24 protein-coding genes are annotated in these 15,622 nt (G+C 51.9%); all 24 read right to left on the bottom strand.

All coding sequences use genetic code 11. The features are described from left to right. Positions 1–73: 73 nt before the first annotated feature. Positions 74–592 carry an adenylosuccinate lyase gene (locus tag E0E41_RS03930; protein WP_130868817.1) on the bottom strand — a complete coding sequence of 173 codons (519 nt, stop codon included), beginning with the start codon at positions 590–592 and terminating at the stop codon, positions 74–76. Then, positions 589–1,146 carry a hypothetical protein gene (locus E0E41_RS03925; protein ID WP_040411874.1) on the bottom strand — a complete coding sequence of 186 codons (558 nt, stop codon included), beginning with the start codon at positions 1,144–1,146 and terminating at the stop codon, positions 589–591. The genes E0E41_RS03930 and E0E41_RS03925 overlap by 4 nt, the downstream gene beginning before the upstream one ends. Positions 1,147–1,164: 18 nt before the next feature. Continuing rightward, a complete protein-coding gene (locus tag E0E41_RS03920; protein ID WP_242623678.1) occupies positions 1,165–1,782 on the bottom strand; it encodes a hypothetical protein in 618 nt (205 codons plus the stop codon). Positions 1,783–2,235: 453 nt separating this feature from the next. Continuing rightward, positions 2,236–2,898 (bottom strand): hypothetical protein, encoded by a 663-nt coding sequence (locus E0E41_RS03915; protein WP_130868815.1) that lies wholly within the window; start codon positions 2,896–2,898, stop codon positions 2,236–2,238. Then, on the bottom strand, positions 2,895–3,203 hold the full coding sequence (locus tag E0E41_RS03910) for a hypothetical protein (RefSeq protein WP_130868814.1): 309 nt from the start codon (positions 3,201–3,203) through the stop codon (positions 2,895–2,897). The genes E0E41_RS03915 and E0E41_RS03910 overlap by 4 nt, the downstream gene beginning before the upstream one ends. A 30-nt stretch (positions 3,204–3,233) precedes the next feature. Next, positions 3,234–3,839, bottom strand: a complete 606-nt coding sequence (locus E0E41_RS03905) for a DUF6809 family protein (protein ID WP_242623677.1) — start codon at positions 3,837–3,839, stop codon at positions 3,234–3,236. Between the two features lie 110 nt (positions 3,840–3,949). After that, on the bottom strand, positions 3,950–4,393 hold the full coding sequence (locus E0E41_RS03900) for a DUF7659 family protein (protein WP_130868812.1): 444 nt from the start codon (positions 4,391–4,393) through the stop codon (positions 3,950–3,952). Then, complete coding sequence (locus E0E41_RS03895; RefSeq protein ID WP_130868811.1) at positions 4,390–4,578, bottom strand: hypothetical protein; 189 nt, start codon at positions 4,576–4,578, stop codon at positions 4,390–4,392. Before E0E41_RS03895 ends, E0E41_RS03900 begins: the two co-directional genes overlap by 4 nt. Before the next feature lie 367 nt (positions 4,579–4,945). Beyond that, a complete protein-coding gene (locus E0E41_RS03885) occupies positions 4,946–6,154 on the bottom strand; it encodes an IS110 family transposase (RefSeq protein WP_130870758.1) in 1,209 nt (402 codons plus the stop codon). A gap of 209 nt (positions 6,155–6,363) precedes the next feature. Beyond that, positions 6,364–7,020: a YkgJ family cysteine cluster protein gene (locus E0E41_RS03880; RefSeq protein WP_130868810.1), complete on the bottom strand. Its 657-nt coding sequence runs from the start codon at positions 7,018–7,020 to the stop codon at positions 6,364–6,366. Positions 7,021–7,107: 87 nt separating this feature from the next. Further along, positions 7,108–7,353: a hypothetical protein gene (locus E0E41_RS03875; RefSeq protein WP_007712849.1), complete on the bottom strand. Its 246-nt coding sequence runs from the start codon at positions 7,351–7,353 to the stop codon at positions 7,108–7,110. A 48-nt stretch (positions 7,354–7,401) separates the two neighbouring features. Then, positions 7,402–7,941, bottom strand: coding sequence for a sigma-70 family RNA polymerase sigma factor (locus tag E0E41_RS03870; protein WP_087378954.1), 540 nt, complete (start codon positions 7,939–7,941; stop codon positions 7,402–7,404). Positions 7,942–8,042: 101 nt separating this feature from the next. Next, positions 8,043–8,888: a hypothetical protein gene (locus E0E41_RS03865; RefSeq protein ID WP_007712847.1), complete on the bottom strand. Its 846-nt coding sequence runs from the start codon at positions 8,886–8,888 to the stop codon at positions 8,043–8,045. 38 nt (positions 8,889–8,926) lie between these two features. Beyond that, on the bottom strand, positions 8,927–10,000 hold the full coding sequence (locus E0E41_RS03860) for a DUF932 domain-containing protein (protein WP_130868809.1): 1,074 nt from the start codon (positions 9,998–10,000) through the stop codon (positions 8,927–8,929). Between the two features lie 33 nt (positions 10,001–10,033). Beyond that, on the bottom strand, positions 10,034–10,849 hold the full coding sequence (locus E0E41_RS03855) for a hypothetical protein (protein WP_007712845.1): 816 nt from the start codon (positions 10,847–10,849) through the stop codon (positions 10,034–10,036). A gap of 111 nt (positions 10,850–10,960) precedes the next feature. Then, entirely contained in the window at positions 10,961–11,368 is a 408-nt protein-coding gene (locus E0E41_RS03850) for a single-stranded DNA-binding protein (protein WP_130868808.1), read from the bottom strand. Between the two features lie 268 nt (positions 11,369–11,636). Then, a complete protein-coding gene (locus E0E41_RS03845; protein ID WP_130868807.1) occupies positions 11,637–12,242 on the bottom strand; it encodes a hypothetical protein in 606 nt (201 codons plus the stop codon). A 136-nt stretch (positions 12,243–12,378) separates the two neighbouring features. Next, positions 12,379–12,873, bottom strand: a complete 495-nt coding sequence (locus E0E41_RS03840; RefSeq protein WP_130868806.1) for a hypothetical protein — start codon at positions 12,871–12,873, stop codon at positions 12,379–12,381. Then, positions 12,870–13,571 (bottom strand): hypothetical protein, encoded by a 702-nt coding sequence (locus E0E41_RS03835; RefSeq protein WP_130868805.1) that lies wholly within the window; start codon positions 13,569–13,571, stop codon positions 12,870–12,872. Before E0E41_RS03835 ends, E0E41_RS03840 begins: the two co-directional genes overlap by 4 nt. A 60-nt stretch (positions 13,572–13,631) precedes the next feature. Then, positions 13,632–14,207: a sigma-70 family RNA polymerase sigma factor gene (locus tag E0E41_RS03830; protein ID WP_130868804.1), complete on the bottom strand. Its 576-nt coding sequence runs from the start codon at positions 14,205–14,207 to the stop codon at positions 13,632–13,634. Between the two features lie 14 nt (positions 14,208–14,221). Then, positions 14,222–14,638: a zinc-finger-containing protein gene (locus E0E41_RS03825; RefSeq protein ID WP_130868803.1), complete on the bottom strand. Its 417-nt coding sequence runs from the start codon at positions 14,636–14,638 to the stop codon at positions 14,222–14,224. A gap of 7 nt (positions 14,639–14,645) precedes the next feature. After that, the gene (locus E0E41_RS03820) at positions 14,646–15,047 is read right to left on the bottom strand and encodes a hypothetical protein (protein ID WP_242623676.1); all 402 of its coding nucleotides are present in this window, start codon (positions 15,045–15,047) and stop codon (positions 14,646–14,648) included. A gap of 86 nt (positions 15,048–15,133) precedes the next feature. Further along, positions 15,134–15,355: a DUF6133 family protein gene (locus E0E41_RS03815; RefSeq protein WP_130868802.1), complete on the bottom strand. Its 222-nt coding sequence runs from the start codon at positions 15,353–15,355 to the stop codon at positions 15,134–15,136. Between the two features lie 48 nt (positions 15,356–15,403). Continuing rightward, a complete protein-coding gene (locus tag E0E41_RS18450; protein WP_164488728.1) occupies positions 15,404–15,550 on the bottom strand; it encodes a hypothetical protein in 147 nt (48 codons plus the stop codon). Positions 15,551–15,622 lie beyond the last annotated feature (72 nt).

Genomic DNA, 15,622 nt, shown 5'->3' with positions numbered 1-15,622 from the left:
AGATTGCAAGAAAACAATCTGCCGGGCTTTTGACACTTACTCTGAATGAACCAGAAGGGTCTTTTTCTCATAGTCAAAGAGTCAACATTGATGTGCCGTCTTTGTCTTCCCATTTGACGATTTGCCCCTGCTGCTCTTTCAACCGGGCAATATGTTCTTTCCACTCTTTGCGAGCTTTCTCTGCGCGCAGCAGTTCGGCAGTCTGCTGTTCTGGTGTGAGAGCAGAGAAGGCAAACTCACGCTGATCGGACTCCAAATCATAGATGACCCGCCTTGCGATGGACAATGCCAGCTCAGATACGGTGGGGGCGTGTTCCTCAAGAGCCTGTCGGCCGCGGTGGAACAGGGCCATATACGCATGGTACTGTGCTTCGGTGATCAACTCCCAGCCGTAAGCATCCTGGATCTCATTTTCACTGTGGTACTCCATAGCGGCATCGAAATCAGCCTGCCGTGCGGCATTTTCCTTGTCTATGCGGCGCTGAAACTTGGTGCAAACTCGCTCCAATTCTTTGATCAGAAGAGCACAGGCGTCCGATTCCAACAGATAGCCATGGGCCTCGCTGTTCAGATATTTCTGCTTTTTTGTCATGCGGCTGCCTCGACAGGGCCAGGAACCTCATAGATGACCTCAACGGGAAGCAACGCACCGCAGGAAGTATCCTCCATAGTCTGCCATTCTCCGTTTCGCCAAACCTGTGCGGTAGCGTCGTTATAGACCTCCGGCGCCAGATGATGGTCGCTCATGCATTCTTTGGACACATAAATGCACATATGCTGCAGGTAAAAAACATGGAGGACCTGAAGAATTTCCTCTCTCAGCTGTTTCGCCAAAGCAGCGATCTCATTCATGTCCTGCCGCTCAAAAGCAGCCTCGGAAATCCGCTTCAGACATTGGGAGTCTTTTACCGCTTCGTTGGCATAGCTCGTTGCCTCATCGCCATACTTTTGTTTGATGCGAATACCCCCGAGAGACACATGGCGGGTGTACGCCGTAGCGGCTTTGCAGATGCTTTCCTTCAACTCCTGATAGGGTTTCTTATACTTGGTTTTCAGCACATCCATAGGCACGACCTCCAGATTGCGGCGGAGTGTGTCCAGATGCTTTTCCAATTCTTCACGAAGAGCCTTTTCCATTTCGTCCATAAAAACATATCCCTCCATTCATTTATCAGTATCAGGCTGTCGGCTAATTTCCGTCAAAAGCGCCGCCGCTACTTCAGACACCGCTTCCCAATAGGCCTCCTGATAAGCAGAACTGCTTCTTAACTGTGCAAGAAGGCGCCGGGGAAAATCCGGAGAGGCCAGCAATCTTTCACGCTGGGATACAGTAAGCTCCTGAAATTCCTCCCAGTCTTCAACCTGCTCTCTGAAGTCCTCTTGCATATTTTTTCCCTGCCAGAGACCAGCCACATCTTCCATAAAGCAGGGGGCCATCGGCAACGAAAAACTTTTCAGCTCAATGGAAAAGTGGTTTTCACAATACTCACCGTCCAGATAGCATTCATAGCTATTTTGCGTCTCTTCCTCCACAAACTGACTCTTTTGGCGCCAACTATCAATGCTGCCGCCGTCCTGTTCCTCCCGGAGATCATCATGGAACTGCCTCTGGGCATCGATCAGACTGGTGAATGGGATCTCATAAGAGCCATATTCTCCGTCGCTGGCCCAGTGGGAAGCTACAATATAAAGTGTTGCTTGGGGATAATCCTGTTTCGGAGCCGGCAAAGGAATCAACATTTCCGGTGACATGATAACAAAATCAAGTCCCAGATCCTCCACACTCTTTGGCTCATGGTAGAGTTCAGAAAAAGTCCGTTCCAGAGCTTTGCGGTCAGCGGAGAGAACAGGCAGGTCAAACCTGCAGTAAATATCCGGCGTGTCGTTTTCAGTTTCTTTGTCGGTTCCGGTGCGGATCTCGAAGATGGTTCCAAAGAGTCCTTCGTATTCGCTCTGATCGTTGGCAAAGACCCGTGCACCGATTTTGAAGCAGATGCCTTCGTGCCAGAGTTCTTCGTTTTCATTTTGGTAGATCGTAGGTCATACCTCCTTCTTTAGAGGGTAGGGGCATATCCTTGCCCCTGGATTGATTTTGGCTATCCACGCCGGAAGTGGCGGCACCGTTCCTGAACATAAAAATGGGCGGCACCATAGGCGCGGTACGCCTGCATTTTAGAGGACTGCTTGACGGAACCCCTGCCGGTTAGGTTCAGCCGATTCTCAGGCGGTTTACACTTAAAGTTCGTCATCTTCTTCCCAAGGGGAATCTGCATCATTTGTGTCAGCCTCCTTCTTTGTCATATGCTCCATGTGCTCCACGCTGGTGTGCTCTGAATCGAAAGGATAAGTACCAGGGACAGATCCTCGCTCCAAAATCGTGAAGCTGTTCCAACGCCCACAGTGTGGGCAAGAAATCTGGCCGCTGCAAGCGCGGTCAATTTGTTCTTGGGTGACTGTGCCGGCTTCGGGGCAGCACGCCATGCGAACAAAAACGATGTCGGCAGTGTTCAGTATTTCTGGCCGATATTTTGCGTTAAAGGGGATAAAACCGATCCATTGAGGATTGTCGAAGATCCGGGAAGCATGAAGCTGGAGCGCCTCCTTCCGCATTTCAGACACAGATGCTGAGACATAGTTGTGCTCATTGCACCATTGGATAAGCGCATTCAGCAGCGGAACCTCATTTTCCCGCTCGATGACAGCCTCCACCAGCTTGCACCAGTCACATTCTTCGATCTCACCTAATTTGGTTTTGACAGCCCGCCAAGGAGTATATTTTTTATCTCGGCCAGCACCGGTGCTGTTACAGCGGAACACTCCATATTGCCAGCGGATATCCTCGAATGTAGCTTCAGAGAGGGTTTTCCCACCGGGCAGTCTATAGTTCTCATACTTCATGGATGTGGTTCCTCAGCTGTTGGATTCATAGATGACGGTAACTCTCCGCTTAAAACCAGGGGAAGTGCCGCACTCCATATCCTGAGAGGAATTGGTTGGCGGTCTATTTCCCGCAACGCTTCATCCATCCAGCACTTTTCACAGATATAAACATGAGCGTATCGGCTCAGCGGGTTCAGAAAAAAGTAATTGCCGGTATATAACTCATTGTGGCCGCACCTTGGGCAGAGAATCTGTTGTTCCGATTCCTGAAGGGGGAAAAGCCGCTCAAGAAACACTTTGATTTTATCTTCGCAAATATTCATGCCGTATTCTCCTTGATTGAGGCATTGGTTCTATTCACACCAGCTTGGCCGACGACGATATAAAGTCAAGCCATGGATAGGGAGGTTCTCTTTGTCATTGGTTACTCGGATAAATCCCTTTTTGTAGGCCACGACCTGGACTTCCTCATTTGTTTCGAGACAGAACACTCGTTGGCCGTTCATTTTTCTGAGTTCCTGCAGAGTGAGAGGAAACTCGTCATCATGCGTGCCTTCAGGCAGCGGAAGACCAGCCAATAGCATCTGAAAGGCAGTCTGAAAACCGGATTCAAACGCTTGTTCAGTAACGGCACCGTATTGCTCACCAACAGCGATCTGATAGGCCTCGAACGCTTTTATGGCTGACGGGGATTTCTGCAGGATGTTTCGCAGGGCTGCTTCGGCAGCGGAAACCGACTTGTCCATTTTTTTCTGCTCACTGCTCTGCGTTTTGAACACGCTCGGCTCATAGTCACCGTAGTAGAGGCCGTGCAGAAAATTGGATGTAGGAGCTGCACTCTGCGGCGAACCCGCCTCAAGATGCGCAAGTCCGTCAGCAATTCGTTCCATCGCCTTGATAAGATTGGGCAGCTGGGCCTCAAAAAAGCGGCGACCGTATATCGTTTCGTAAAAATTCAAAGGTTGGCACCTCCTGTCAATGAATGAACCACCGACGGTACAAAAGCTGCGGTGGTTACTGATTGAGACCTCTGATAAGGTCATAGACCATCCATAGTAGATACTGAAAATCAGCCAAAACAGTCGTGCTGCATAGCTTTATTGCAGGCCAGAGAGAGGCCTGTCATCAACTGCGGCATAGCCTCCATATACTGGGGCGTAATACCCAAAGCATCCAATGCTTCCTGCACATCGCCGGTGTAACTATACTCGTGATTCTCCAATTCCTGGAGGAACATATCGAATATAAAGCCTTTCCCCGTTTTATCCGAGGAAATGGCATCTTCCAGTTCTTTGCGATGTCGGGCGAGCATTTTATCCAGCTTGGCAGCATCGCTTTTGCGGCAGTAGCCGCCACCGAAAATACTGCACATCTGGCAGGTGTCCGAAAGAGAGAGGCCCAGTGTGCGCATCCCTTCGGCAAACTGTTGTTTGTTGAACGCAAAGAACATAGGGAATGCGTTGATTTCCGCCTGTTGGCGGTTACGCATCTCCTGATATTGATTGGTACTCATGCAACGCTCCTTTCCTCTGCTGTGCTTACGGCCAGTGGTGTCACACGCCATTCTTCCGGGTGACGCTGGTTTCGGCAGATCTTTTGCAAAATTTCATGCTTGCCGCAGACGGCATATTGCATCCATTGATGGCATGGTTGACCGTTGCCGTTCTGTGAAGAGAGATGCTCCAGCACATAAATCACGGGTGCCACCTCACTCTGAAGGAGCCAATTTGCGAAGCTCGTTCAGCAAGCTGCGGTTGTTCTGCTCGTACTGAGGCAGGAATGGCTGATCCAGCTCAAAATGAAAGACCTGCTAACAAAAGTCAAGTAAAACTTTCAAAGGAAACGAGCAAAGGAAAAGGGTGCACCAAATTAAACCGCTGTGCATTTCAAAAAATGGCGGTCAGCCAGACAGTATAGAGCTGGGAAATCAGCCATGCTCCNAGACCTGCTAACAAAAGTCAAGTAAAACTTTCAAAGGAAACGAGCAAAGGAAAAGGGTGCACCAAATTAAACCGCTGTGCATTTCAAAAAATGGCGGTCAGCCAGACAGTATAGAGCTGGGAAATCAGCCATGCTCCAGAGAATCCAGGTAGGCTTTCACAGAAGCGTAGTAGATGCGCAGGAACTTGTTGGCGGAGGCCATCATGTAGACACGGTAGGGCTTACCTTCAGAGCGTTTCTTGTTCATGAACTGGTAGACCGGCTCATCCATTGGAGCGCATTGCAGGAGGACCCCCATCACCAGAAAGAGCGTCCTTCGCAGTGAGGCAGATCCTCTCTTGGAAATGTTACGGCTACGGACATCCACTTGTCCAGATTGGTAAGGTGGGGCGTCAATGCCTGCAAAGGCCACCAGCGCTTTCTTGGAATGAAAACGGCGTACATCGCCAATTTCAGCTATGAGTTGGGGGCCGAGGGTTGGGCCAACACCAAACATCTCCATCACCACAGGATACTCCGGTAGAGAAACGGCCAGGGACTGCATCTCCTGCTTGAGAGCAGCTAACGCGGCGGAAGTTGCCCGGAGTTGGGAAACAGCCTGTTCTACCAAAAGTTTTGCCGTATCCGTTTTCGGCATGACACCGAAGTGTCCACGTGCAGAGGCGTATATGTCCAGTGCCTTATCCTCGCTAAAATTGTAGCCGTGCTTTCTGCACCACTTCTGGTATTGGGTGGTAAAGGCCTTTTTAGACAAACCACAGACACACTCACAATGCCAAAAAGCGGCTACAAAATCCACCCACTTCTCGCTGCCATCGGCGCGGGGTGGACTGGTAAACAGGCGGTTTGCATCAGGGAAAGCGGTGTCCAGCAGGGAGATTAGGTTGTTCTTCAGCATGGTCCGTACTTTGGAATACTGCTGGTACTGCCGGTAGCAGGTCTTCAGCATGAGCCGGGTGTCCTCCTCCGGGACATATTTCGGTAGTGTGAGCCAGTGGTCAAGGCCGTAGTTGGCCAGTTTCACGGCGTCCTTCTTGTCAGTCTTGCCTCGTCTTAAACTGTTGTTCCCATAGTCATGCACCAGCATTGCATTGACTACGGAGACATAAAGTCCCGCGTCGTGGAGCAGCCAGGCCACCGGCGCGTGGTAATTACCCGTGGATTCCATCACCACACGGGTCTCACCGTCCAAACTTTTGAGCAGCCCTGCCAGTTCGTTCAGTTCATTGGCGGTGTGTCGCACTTCAAAGGGTGAAACCACCACCTCACCGAAGGGGCGCATGACGGCGATCATGCTTTTCCCTTTGGAAACATCGATGCCAACGCTGTTCATCCACATTCCTCCAATACTAAAGAATCTGCAACCGGAATCCATCTTTTCTCGTTGCCGATTCAATCTATTGGGTGACGCGAACTCCCCGGCATCCGGTGGCTCAACCTGCTGAAATCGAACGCTACAACAAGAGGATGGCTGACAGTCTTTCGTACGGACTTACAAGCCCAAGGAGTGAGTGGTCAGCCAGTTGCTCCTCTTATTGTAGCTTAGGCACGAGATGGAGGGAAAGCCGGACTGGCTGCCCGGCTTTCCTGTCCAAATTTATTGTAATAGGAGTGATAGAACAATATCTTAAATACAGCTGCTTGGCGCATTTCTTCCGGCATACGGTGCATCAGCCGGCCAATCTCTGGGATAACCAGATATTGTTGCTTCAAAAATTCCTTGTCCTCTTTGGGAAAGTTGTGGTACAGCCAGTCTTTTACCAATACCTTTCCGCCGTTGAAGTGATGCTGCTGATTATCATCAAAGCACAGGCAGTATTCAAAATCCCGTCCACGCTCACCAGGCCCCACCGAGAACGGGTAAAGGCGGCAGGTTCGAGGGCGGGCAGCATAGATGCTGCACTGGTTTTCGCGCAGAAAAATACAAGTGGCATCTGCGCCGACCGTTTTGAGTACATAAATGGGATAACCTTCATCGGTAAGCGGCATGGGTTCGCAGTATCGGAGCAGCACATCGTCCGTGCTGCTGATACCGCAATGCTGGTTACGCAGGTGCTTAGCCATCCGGTAGGCATCCAGGCTCTCAACCATCACGCAATTTTCAATATGACGGCAGCAATGACCGCAGCAACTGCAGTGATATGAAACGAACTCCTTTGCTCGTACCGACACGGCAAGGGTTTTGGATTGCTCTTCCATCGTATTCCTCCATAAAAAAGGCCGCGGCAGACAAAGACGCCTGCCACGGCCGGGACTTATGGGGCGTGGCCCCTTACTTGTTGAATTCTACGCGCACGCGGCCAGGGCCGTATAAGCCGGGAAGACGGCCGCCATCGGGAAAGGGTCCATAGAGAGGTAGTAGTCAGAATTGAGCGTCTCAAAATGGATCATATCCGCCGACTGCTCGTGGATCGCCACGACGGTCGAGGTGCGGTAGGTGGTGCCGTTGGCACGCAGAAAAGCGCAGTGGCCCAGAACCAGCGGGCACAGAAGCGTTCCGTGCATCACAATGGATTTCTTCGATTTCGTCATAGTATTCGACCTCCATTCAAAATGATTTTGATTTCCCGCCGGGGCAGATTACTCGCGGCAGAGTTCCAGAAACACCACATGGGCTTCCTCAAGAAGATCTTTGATACACCGGACAGGGAGCTTTTCGCTTTTGGCAATCTCTCGTACGCCATAGCCGCAACCTTTCATACGGACAATGTTCATCTGCTGTCTGGAAATGCGACCAGCCAGATCATGGAGCAGCTGGCCCATCTCGAATTCCTGCATCAGTTTGTCCTGCACCGCCAGTGTATCTTCCAAAGGAGTGCCGTCGGGATACAGGCCAAGGTGAATGCTGAGGATTTCGGCATTTCGTTTGTGACGCTCTTGAGCCCGAAAATAATCACATAACCGAAATTTCATTTGCCTCATGGCAATGGTGCTGAACGAGTATTTCTGAGCAGACGAACTGTTACAGTAATCCCGGACTGCAGTTAAATAGGGAAAAATAACCACGTCATAAAATTCGTCTTCAGAGAGATGGTTATCATTCAGAAATTTATAAACCAGGCCGTGATGTTCGGCGGCAAACTCTTGCTGTTCCTTTGTTAACGGTACTTCACACAACATATATATTTCCTCCAGTCTAAAACAAAAAAAGGGATACCCCCGGCGTGAGCCAGAGGTATCCCTTGATGACATGTCATGCGGTTATGCCCGCAGAAAATCCATTATGCCGGCAGCTTTTCGTAGTCGCCGTTGATCGCTCCGACCGCATAGCTCCCATCAGGATTTGCGGCTTCGGTGGCGGATGCGGGGATCTCATACTCGCAGTCGTTGGTGCGCTGCTCTTCGTTGATCAGGGCCCGCTGGATGTTGATGAGCTTGATCTGCTCCTTGAAGCCATTGGCATAGGCACGGATCTGACTCAACTCCTCGCCCTGGAAGTCGCGCACGAGACGGAAGGTGGCAACGCTGTAGTCGTTGCTGCCGTTGTTTTCCTTCTTTAGCGAGATCTGCACCAGGCTGCCATAGGTGGCACGCCGCCGGTAGACAAAGGCTCTGTTCAGAAACTCTTTGAACGGCTTGATGCTGGTGGGCGGGAGCGAGATCAGCAGAGGCATATACTCGCCGCTGCGCAGCAGGTAGATGTCCCGCATATTCTTGCACGCCTTGCCCCGTCCGCCGTCTCGGGCCGAGCCATACTCGTTCATCGGGCAAGTGGCGCAGGCGCCGCCAGGTTCACCAATTCCCGTCTTGCCGTCCACAGAGGAACAGAGAGGCTTGGTGTCCTCGTCATACTCACTGCCTTCCGGCCAGAGGGTGCAGGCGGCGTGATTATAGAGAATCACGCCCTCCAGCGTCCGGGCATAGTCCGGATTGTCCGGGTCCTCGGTGGGGATCTCGAACTGCAGCTGGCCGCCGGCGGGAATCTTCACCCGCTGGAAACTCATCATCTGCAGACCGTCGGCATCCTCCGCGATCTCCTCGCTGCTGAAGTCGCCCTCTACCATGGCGGGAAGCAGGAAAGCGTTCTGCTCGGGAATGTTCATCATGGAAGTGTTCTGTTCGTACATAGTTCGTTCCTCCTTAGAATTGACTGGTTGGCAGCCACTCAGGCGGCCATCTGATTGATACGGCTCCACTGCCTTGCCGGCATGGAAAGAATGTTGTAGCCGATGCCCTCCAGAGCGGTGGCTCTGTCATAGTCCTCGACATCCTGGCTGTGGCGGGTCACTGCGTTGGACAAGCCATACAGCGTCAGATCGTTTCCTTCAATCAGCCGCTGCAGCACACCGGAGCTTTCTTCTTCCGTGATATGAAAGTCTCTGCTGACCAGCTTGACGACACCAGGAACATCCGCGGTATTCATCCGGGCGTCTTTGGCATCTTTCATCAGGTTAACCACCTGAGTGAAACGCACCTCATCCACCACGGCCCGTACCGTATCCTGAATCTTCATGGCAAACGCCTTATCGTCGGCTTCCAGCGTCTTATCGGAGTATAGCTGATAATTCTCCGTGGCCTCGTTGACACGGCCAACATGGTTGCGGCGCGTCTGGGCGTCGTTGACCACCATGCCATTGCTGCACACCAGACGGTAGACCAACGGCTGGATATTCACCGAGCCAAGCCCCACCTCGCTGTTGCTGATGATGATGCCTGACTGGACGATATCGCCGGGAGAGACCTCTGCTTGCAGCCGGGTGTTCACCACCTTGATATACATACGGCTTTCGGTGAGCTGGCAGCTTTCAAAGTGCATCCCTTCCATATCCTGCAGGACAGGAAGAACGATGCCGGCAATATCCAGATTGTCGATACGCCGGTAGCGGTTGCTAAGGAATGCCCGGGCGGTGCCGCCAATAGTGCGGACTAAGCGCACAGCGGGCTCACGCTCGAACCAGGCGTTCACATTTTCCGAAAGCAGCTGGGGATGCTGTGTCAGCATCTTGTCGTAGTAGGCCGCCGGGATCTTCAGATGGGTGCCGATCTGCCTGTGGGCGATGGCATTGATCTCCAGCGGCTCCACAGCCATCTCGCCAGACGGGGTATAGGCATTGAGATATAAGTCCGAGCCAAAAGGCTCCAGACGGAGGCTTCGGGTATCCATCACATAATCGGCCTTCAGTTCGGCCTGACGCTGGATCTCCTTTGCCATCTCAACAAGGCTTATCCCGGATTTCATTGTGTTTTCACTCCCTTCTTTGTATGATGGTGCTTACCAGGAGACCTGAATGCCCTGCGCCGTTGTTTCGGCAGAAAGACCATTGCTCTCAAATACTTCCACCAGACGGGGCCAGTAGACCTTCGCCGGAAAGTTGGAGAGGTGTTCCTGCGGCACCAACTCCTCACCCTGCTGAATGCAGATATCGCCGTTTTCACGCAGAGTGAGCTTGCTGTGGCCACGAGAGTTCAAATCCGCCACCAGTGCCTCCAAAACCGTGCGTCCGCTGTTTTCATACCAGATGCGTGGATCGATTGGCTGCTTGTTGGGCGGAATATTGTTCGGGTCGTCTGCCCCTGTTTCAGTCTTGGACAGCGGTACGATCCGGAGCAGATCGCAGCGAATAGCTGCGTCCTTGCCGAAGGTGATGTCCGCATGGTCAAAATCATCCACATTGTAAAGTCGGATGCGTCCGGTACCATTGGTGCGGATCAGCTCGGTCGGCTTGGGTTCGCACCACTCAAAGCAGGCGTTTGCATACGAGGAGCGCAGGTAGGTCAGGATGCGGTGATTTGCGTAGCGGAGCAGCAGATCATCCGAAATTGGTTCCTCCAGTTCCGGGACCTGAAATGTGCTCCGACTAACGCCTTCGGCATGAAGCTGCCGTTCCCGCTGCTGGCGCTGCCGGCGGCGTTTGGCCTGCTGCATATAGGGGAGCAGGAGGATCAGTACGACCCAAAGCCCCCAGAGGGTGAATACCCCAATCAGCAGCCAAGCCTGCCACGGTCCGCGCACCAGAGCCATGATGGCGATAACAGCACCAATCAGAATGGTGATGCTGCCGCTCAAAAGTCCTTTGTCGTTACTCATTTTTTTGCCGTCCTTCCTGTAAATTTTGCCTGATAACAAAAAAAGAGGGACCGCACCAAGTTTTTCAGTCCATTCTGAAAACTTGATACGGTCCCTCTGAGATGCCGGTACTTATCCCGGCAGGGGTTCGCGGTCACCGTCCATCACCTCTGCGGGTGCAGGAACAGTCTCCGCTTGGTCGGAGCCATTCTGATCACTTTCCGGCTTTGCTCTGGAGGTTTGTCCGGGAAGGTAGCCAAAGTCAGTCAGCCATACTTTCAGCTTCTTGACCGTGCTTCCGTCCTTTTGGCGGACATCTACCAGTTTTTGCGATCCGGTGAGCCAGATCATGCTGCCCTTTCTGACCCTGAGCTTCATGAGCCTGGCAACAGCGTCGCCACGGGCCCATACCTGATAAAAGTCCGGCTGGTTACCGCCGTTTCGCTCCATAAGGTCAAAGCAGACATACGGTTGTTTTGTCTGGCCTTCTTTGGAAACAAGATCATGCATGACTCGGCCAAATACATGGATTTGTGCCATAACACTTCCTTTCTTCGCCTTTGGCGTTACTATCTATATATAAAAAGTGCCAGCAGCAATCCGGCCACAAAATGGGCGCGGAGATACCACTGACACTTGCATACAAACTTAACAGCGTGTGCAATGCGGGCTTTTGGCCTGCGGTACAGAACATCGGTCTGTATCCCATACGGGAAACGCACAAAAATCAATTACAAGGTAAGTGTAACACCATATCTTGTGTCTGTCAAGTGGTATAATTCTATATATAGATATTTCGCGCGGCGATTTACAGCATGTGATTCATATGACGATAGTAGTCATCCAGCAGGTAAAACTTCAATCTTCTGGCGTCTGTTTTGCCGTAGTGAATTGTCAAACCGTAGAAGTTTCCGGTGCCATCCACCCCAAGGGGACCCAGCCAGCAGTAGTTTTTGCCCTCGTCAAAAAACCAGAGCTGAATGTCCTGGTATTGTTCCTCGGTTACAAGGCCAGAGGCGGCCAGTCGGCAGCAATCTTCTTCCCGGAGCATCGGGCGGGAGAGAAAGCGGCGATAGAGTTCGTCCGATAAGCACAGAGCCTGCTGGTAGGTCAAAGGATTCGGATGACTTAACCACCAGCGTGTAACATCTTCAAAGGAATTCAGCTTCGGCTTTGGATCAAGCGCACGGAAAGCTTGGAGAAAGGCCTTCACGTCTTCCGGCTTTGCCGGCGGCGGGATCGGAATTTCTTGGACTTTGTTATCCAAAAATCCAAAGGCAATCTGTTCGCCGGTTTTGTCCTCCAGAAGAAGAGAAGTTCGGGAAAGCGGAGATACCAGAAAATGTTCCATGGCAAAATTGGCGTCCAGGAATTGCTGGATTTTGTATTGCTCAATGGTGTGTGGCTTATACATTGGCGAAACCTCCTTTTTGATGTTCCGCTTATTAAATAGGGAGTTGTTTTCTGTTTTCTGCAATGCAGATTAAATTTGTAATGGCAAGCAAGAAACTGCGGCACCATAACAGTTTGAACGGTGCCGCAGCTTTTCCCTATTCGGTGGGTTCTTGTTCAAGGTTTTTATCCGCAGAGGAAGTCGCTTCAAGCTCTTCATACCCCAGAAAACTATTGGTAGAAAGAGCTGCGTCCAGGTAATCATTTCCAACTGCGGGACGGCTCCCCGTCTGGAAATAGAATCGGTAGTGGGAGCCAATCCGAAACCTGGAAGATTTGCTTAAAAGCAGGGTGGCTTCTGCGCCTTGGGCATCTACTAACTGTACCTTGCGATAACGATGCAATGCGGGGGTAGTGATACCGGTACAAACTCCTTCGACTACTTCATACCGGCCACGGGCGGTGGTGTTCCACAGGCTTCCGCTCAGCACCAGCGAAGCGATGAAAATAATTCCGCCCAGTGCCAGAAGGATGTGATCTGTGGTTGCGGCGAAAATTACAAGACTGACAGCGAGGCTGGCAAGTCCGGCCAAAGCGGTCAGCAGAATCTTACGCCGTAGCACAAAGGGAAATTCATTCCATTGTTTTTTCATGTGCTGATCCTTTCAAAAATGATTTGCTGGCGCAAATACAGGTTGGCCACGGCCAGCGTGACAGCCTGACTGCTCCGGCTGTTCTTCATCATGCTGGCGATATTCTGGCAGGTGGTCTCGCTGTCACCGTACACCTTTTCCATCAGGACCCGTTCACTGGGGAGAGAGAAGACATCCTGCTCCACACATTTGATGATTTCGGCGGTGGAAAGAAGCGCCTGATGGGCCAGCCTCATTACACGGGATTCATAATCAGTCCGGCGGTCTTTATGGAATAGCTTCATAGCCTGCTTCATCGTTATCCGCCGGCTGAGTACCAGTTTGGCAGCGGACACGCCGCGTACAAATGCGGAGCCATTGGTGGGGATGACCCCAAGAGAGCTGAGCAGGTCGTACAATGCATCGAATTCTGTTTCGCCGCATCCGGATACCAGAAGGCCGCGGATGAGCAAACGGTTGATGCAGGCATCCCAGGGACGGGCAACACATCCGCCCAGGGAGGAGGCCAGCTTGTCACACTGGAAGGAAATATCATCCCATTTGGAGATCCGCCAGTTCAGTGCAGTCCACACGACCATTTCCTGCATATCCACCATGTATCGCTCACCACCCAGCACAATGACCGGGCAGGAACGTCCGCACCCGTTGGCTTCCCGCTCCAGACGGCCGACCGCAGTATACAGCTTTTTTAATTCCATAGCATCAAAACCTCCTTTTAAATATCCTTTACTGCTGTATGACCGCGGTTTTCAACAGACTCAAAGCAGACTTGCCAAAAAACGGGGATCACAGCGCAGCTTGGCTGCAGAGCGAGAGATCCAGGCGCCTACATGGGACGGAGGCACATGATAGATTTCCGCAATATCTGTGACCCGCATCCCTTGTAGTTTAAGAGCAAGCGCCTCAATACCGAGTCTGGCTACACCGTCATATTCCTGTTTGCTGGCCTCCAGGAGCGACAGTGTTTCTACCAGGGACATACGAGCATCAAAATCATCGGCCTGCGGTTCCAACGCCTCGCCGTCTGCCGCCAGCTCGCCATGTTCGCCAATGATAAGACGGCTGAAATGGCTCCGGTGATTGCATACCTTTCTACAGTAGGATAAGAGACCGTTTTTCACGACTGTTTTGGCATAGGTGGAAAATTGTGCCCGCCCGTCATCCTTATAAGTGGCTGCAGCTTTGCAGAGCCAGAGGCATCCCTCTTGAAACAAATCGCTGTACTCCAGGCCGCAAATGGTAGGATTGACATGGATATAATCGCAAATCACCCAATGTACCACAGGCAGATTCTGTGCAACGAGTTCCTGCTGTACTTTTGTTAGGCTATTCATACTTTCGCCCCCCATCAGGCTGCCGCCTTTATGTCGGCGGGAGGGCCAGACGCCTGTTTGCACAGACGAATCACTTCATCGCACATCCAATCAGAAAACTGTCCGATATGAGTCTGGTGCTCGTTTAAGCCCAATTTGGCCTGTAGCCAGATATAGACCTCCCATTTTTCCATGTTCCGGCTCTGTTGCAGCTGACGAAGTGCCTGGTGCGCCAAAATCCGTTTGTGTCGCAGATCACCATTGGCCAAGACCCCCATGGGCAGGTGCGTTCGATCATGGGCGCTCACGTAAGCGTCACAGGCAGGCCAGCGATCACAGAGATAGAGAAATTTTCCCTGAGAGCGTCGGTTGTGCCCATATACAACACTAGCGGGGCGAAGCGAAGCGTTGGCGTGACAGTATGGGCATTTAATATTTTTTAACTTCATCATAAAATCATCACCTCCAAAAACGCGCCGAAGACGGCGCAATGACGTCTTTTTGGGTATAAATTAGGGGGGCGCTGCCACAGGACCACGCAGAGCAAAGCTGGTGAAGTGTGCAGTCAGACGGGTCCGGCGTGTGCCATTCAATGTATTTTGAAAAGGCAGATTCAAAGGAACGGCGCGGCAGGACAGCGCTGCACTCGGCGGGATCAACTTGCTCGCCGGTCAGCTGATGAACCGATTCGGCAGACAGCAGCATGACCTGCCCGCACTCATCCACGGTAAACAGAAAACCCGAGCATGGTTTTTCATGTTCATGCGTGCAGACCTCACAATCACAGGAGATAAAAATGGCATTGCGCCAGTTTCCACCAGTGGCACGCAGAAAGGAATAAAATTTGCAGGGTGTATTCATCCTGTACCTCCGTTATTCGTTTTTTGAAAAACAAAAAGCGGGGGCCGGTTGTGGATATCCACAAACCGACCCCCGCATATTGGCACTTAGGCGAACAGGCCCTCGATCTCCTTGGTAATCCGGGGGATGACCGTATCGTTGAAGATGAGGGTCAGAGCCGCCAGGAGCAGCGCGCCGAGGACGACAGCGATGATGATCTTCACAGCGTCAGAGATATAAAAATCGCCGCGCTGGTTGGAGAGCGCCGTGCGGGCGCGAAGGACGAGGCAGTTGGCTTTGTTGCAGATGCAGCTGGTAAACTTCTTCATGAAAATACCTCCTGAGAGTGTGATTATTGAATGGTTGGGTGCAGCCTGTTAGGAGCGACGGATCGGCTTGAGCAGGCCGTTTTTGTTGGAACGGGGCTTGTCAGGATATACCTTGGGCTTCTGATGCAGAAGCTGGTGGAACCGGCGGCGAATCCGATTTTCGCCGTCAGGCGGAATAAACTTTTTCTTCGCCATGGAATTCTCCTGTTCAAACGATAAATCAAGGCCGGCCTGTCAGCAGGCCGGCCTTGTGGCAAGGTTGATAGC

Origin of the sequence: Intestinimonas massiliensis (ex Afouda et al. 2020) (genome assembly GCF_900626285.1) — a bacterium.
GTDB classification, from domain to species: Bacteria; Bacillota; Clostridia; order Oscillospirales; family Oscillospiraceae; genus Flavonifractor; species Flavonifractor massiliensis_A.
Note: the sequence above shows the minus strand (reverse complement) of the source record. Positions and strands in the feature narration are given on the sequence as shown.

Bases quoted from the DNA above. Each gene is read 5' to 3' on its own strand.
- E0E41_RS03855 (WP_007712845.1), bottom strand. From the start codon at position 10,849: ATGAGTAACGACAAAGGACTTTTGAGCGGCAGCATCACCATTCTGATT.
- E0E41_RS03820 (WP_242623676.1), bottom strand. From the start codon at position 15,047: ATGAATACACCCTGCAAATTTTATTCCTTTCTGCGTGCCACTGGTGGA.
- E0E41_RS03815 (WP_130868802.1), bottom strand. From the start codon at position 15,355: ATGAAGAAGTTTACCAGCTGCATCTGCAACAAAGCCAACTGCCTCGTC.
- E0E41_RS03885 (WP_130870758.1), bottom strand. From the start codon at position 6,154: ATGAACAGCGTTGGCATCGATGTTTCCAAAGGGAAAAGCATGATCGCC.
- E0E41_RS03830 (WP_130868804.1), bottom strand. From the start codon at position 14,207: ATGAATAGCCTAACAAAAGTACAGCAGGAACTCGTTGCACAGAATCTG.
- E0E41_RS03930 (WP_130868817.1), bottom strand. From the start codon at position 592: ATGACAAAAAAGCAGAAATATCTGAACAGCGAGGCCCATGGCTATCTG.
- E0E41_RS03860 (WP_130868809.1), bottom strand. From the start codon at position 10,000: ATGAAATCCGGGATAAGCCTTGTTGAGATGGCAAAGGAGATCCAGCGT.
- E0E41_RS03925 (WP_040411874.1), bottom strand. From the start codon at position 1,146: ATGGACGAAATGGAAAAGGCTCTTCGTGAAGAATTGGAAAAGCATCTG.
- E0E41_RS03865 (WP_007712847.1), bottom strand. From the start codon at position 8,888: ATGTACGAACAGAACACTTCCATGATGAACATTCCCGAGCAGAACGCT.
- E0E41_RS03915 (WP_130868815.1), bottom strand. From the start codon at position 2,898: ATGAAGTATGAGAACTATAGACTGCCCGGTGGGAAAACCCTCTCTGAA.
- E0E41_RS03910 (WP_130868814.1), bottom strand. From the start codon at position 3,203: ATGAATATTTGCGAAGATAAAATCAAAGTGTTTCTTGAGCGGCTTTTC.
- E0E41_RS03850 (WP_130868808.1), bottom strand. From the start codon at position 11,368: ATGGCACAAATCCATGTATTTGGCCGAGTCATGCATGATCTTGTTTCC.
- E0E41_RS03835 (WP_130868805.1), bottom strand. From the start codon at position 13,571: ATGGAATTAAAAAAGCTGTATACTGCGGTCGGCCGTCTGGAGCGGGAA.
- E0E41_RS03900 (WP_130868812.1), bottom strand. From the start codon at position 4,393: ATGAGTACCAATCAATATCAGGAGATGCGTAACCGCCAACAGGCGGAA.
- E0E41_RS03875 (WP_007712849.1), bottom strand. From the start codon at position 7,353: ATGACGAAATCGAAGAAATCCATTGTGATGCACGGAACGCTTCTGTGC.
- E0E41_RS03870 (WP_087378954.1), bottom strand. From the start codon at position 7,941: ATGTTGTGTGAAGTACCGTTAACAAAGGAACAGCAAGAGTTTGCCGCC.
- E0E41_RS03880 (WP_130868810.1), bottom strand. From the start codon at position 7,020: ATGGAAGAGCAATCCAAAACCCTTGCCGTGTCGGTACGAGCAAAGGAG.
- E0E41_RS18450 (WP_164488728.1), bottom strand. From the start codon at position 15,550: ATGGCGAAGAAAAAGTTTATTCCGCCTGACGGCGAAAATCGGATTCGC.
- E0E41_RS03845 (WP_130868807.1), bottom strand. From the start codon at position 12,242: ATGTATAAGCCACACACCATTGAGCAATACAAAATCCAGCAATTCCTG.
- E0E41_RS03840 (WP_130868806.1), bottom strand. From the start codon at position 12,873: ATGAAAAAACAATGGAATGAATTTCCCTTTGTGCTACGGCGTAAGATT.
- E0E41_RS03825 (WP_130868803.1), bottom strand. From the start codon at position 14,638: ATGATGAAGTTAAAAAATATTAAATGCCCATACTGTCACGCCAACGCT.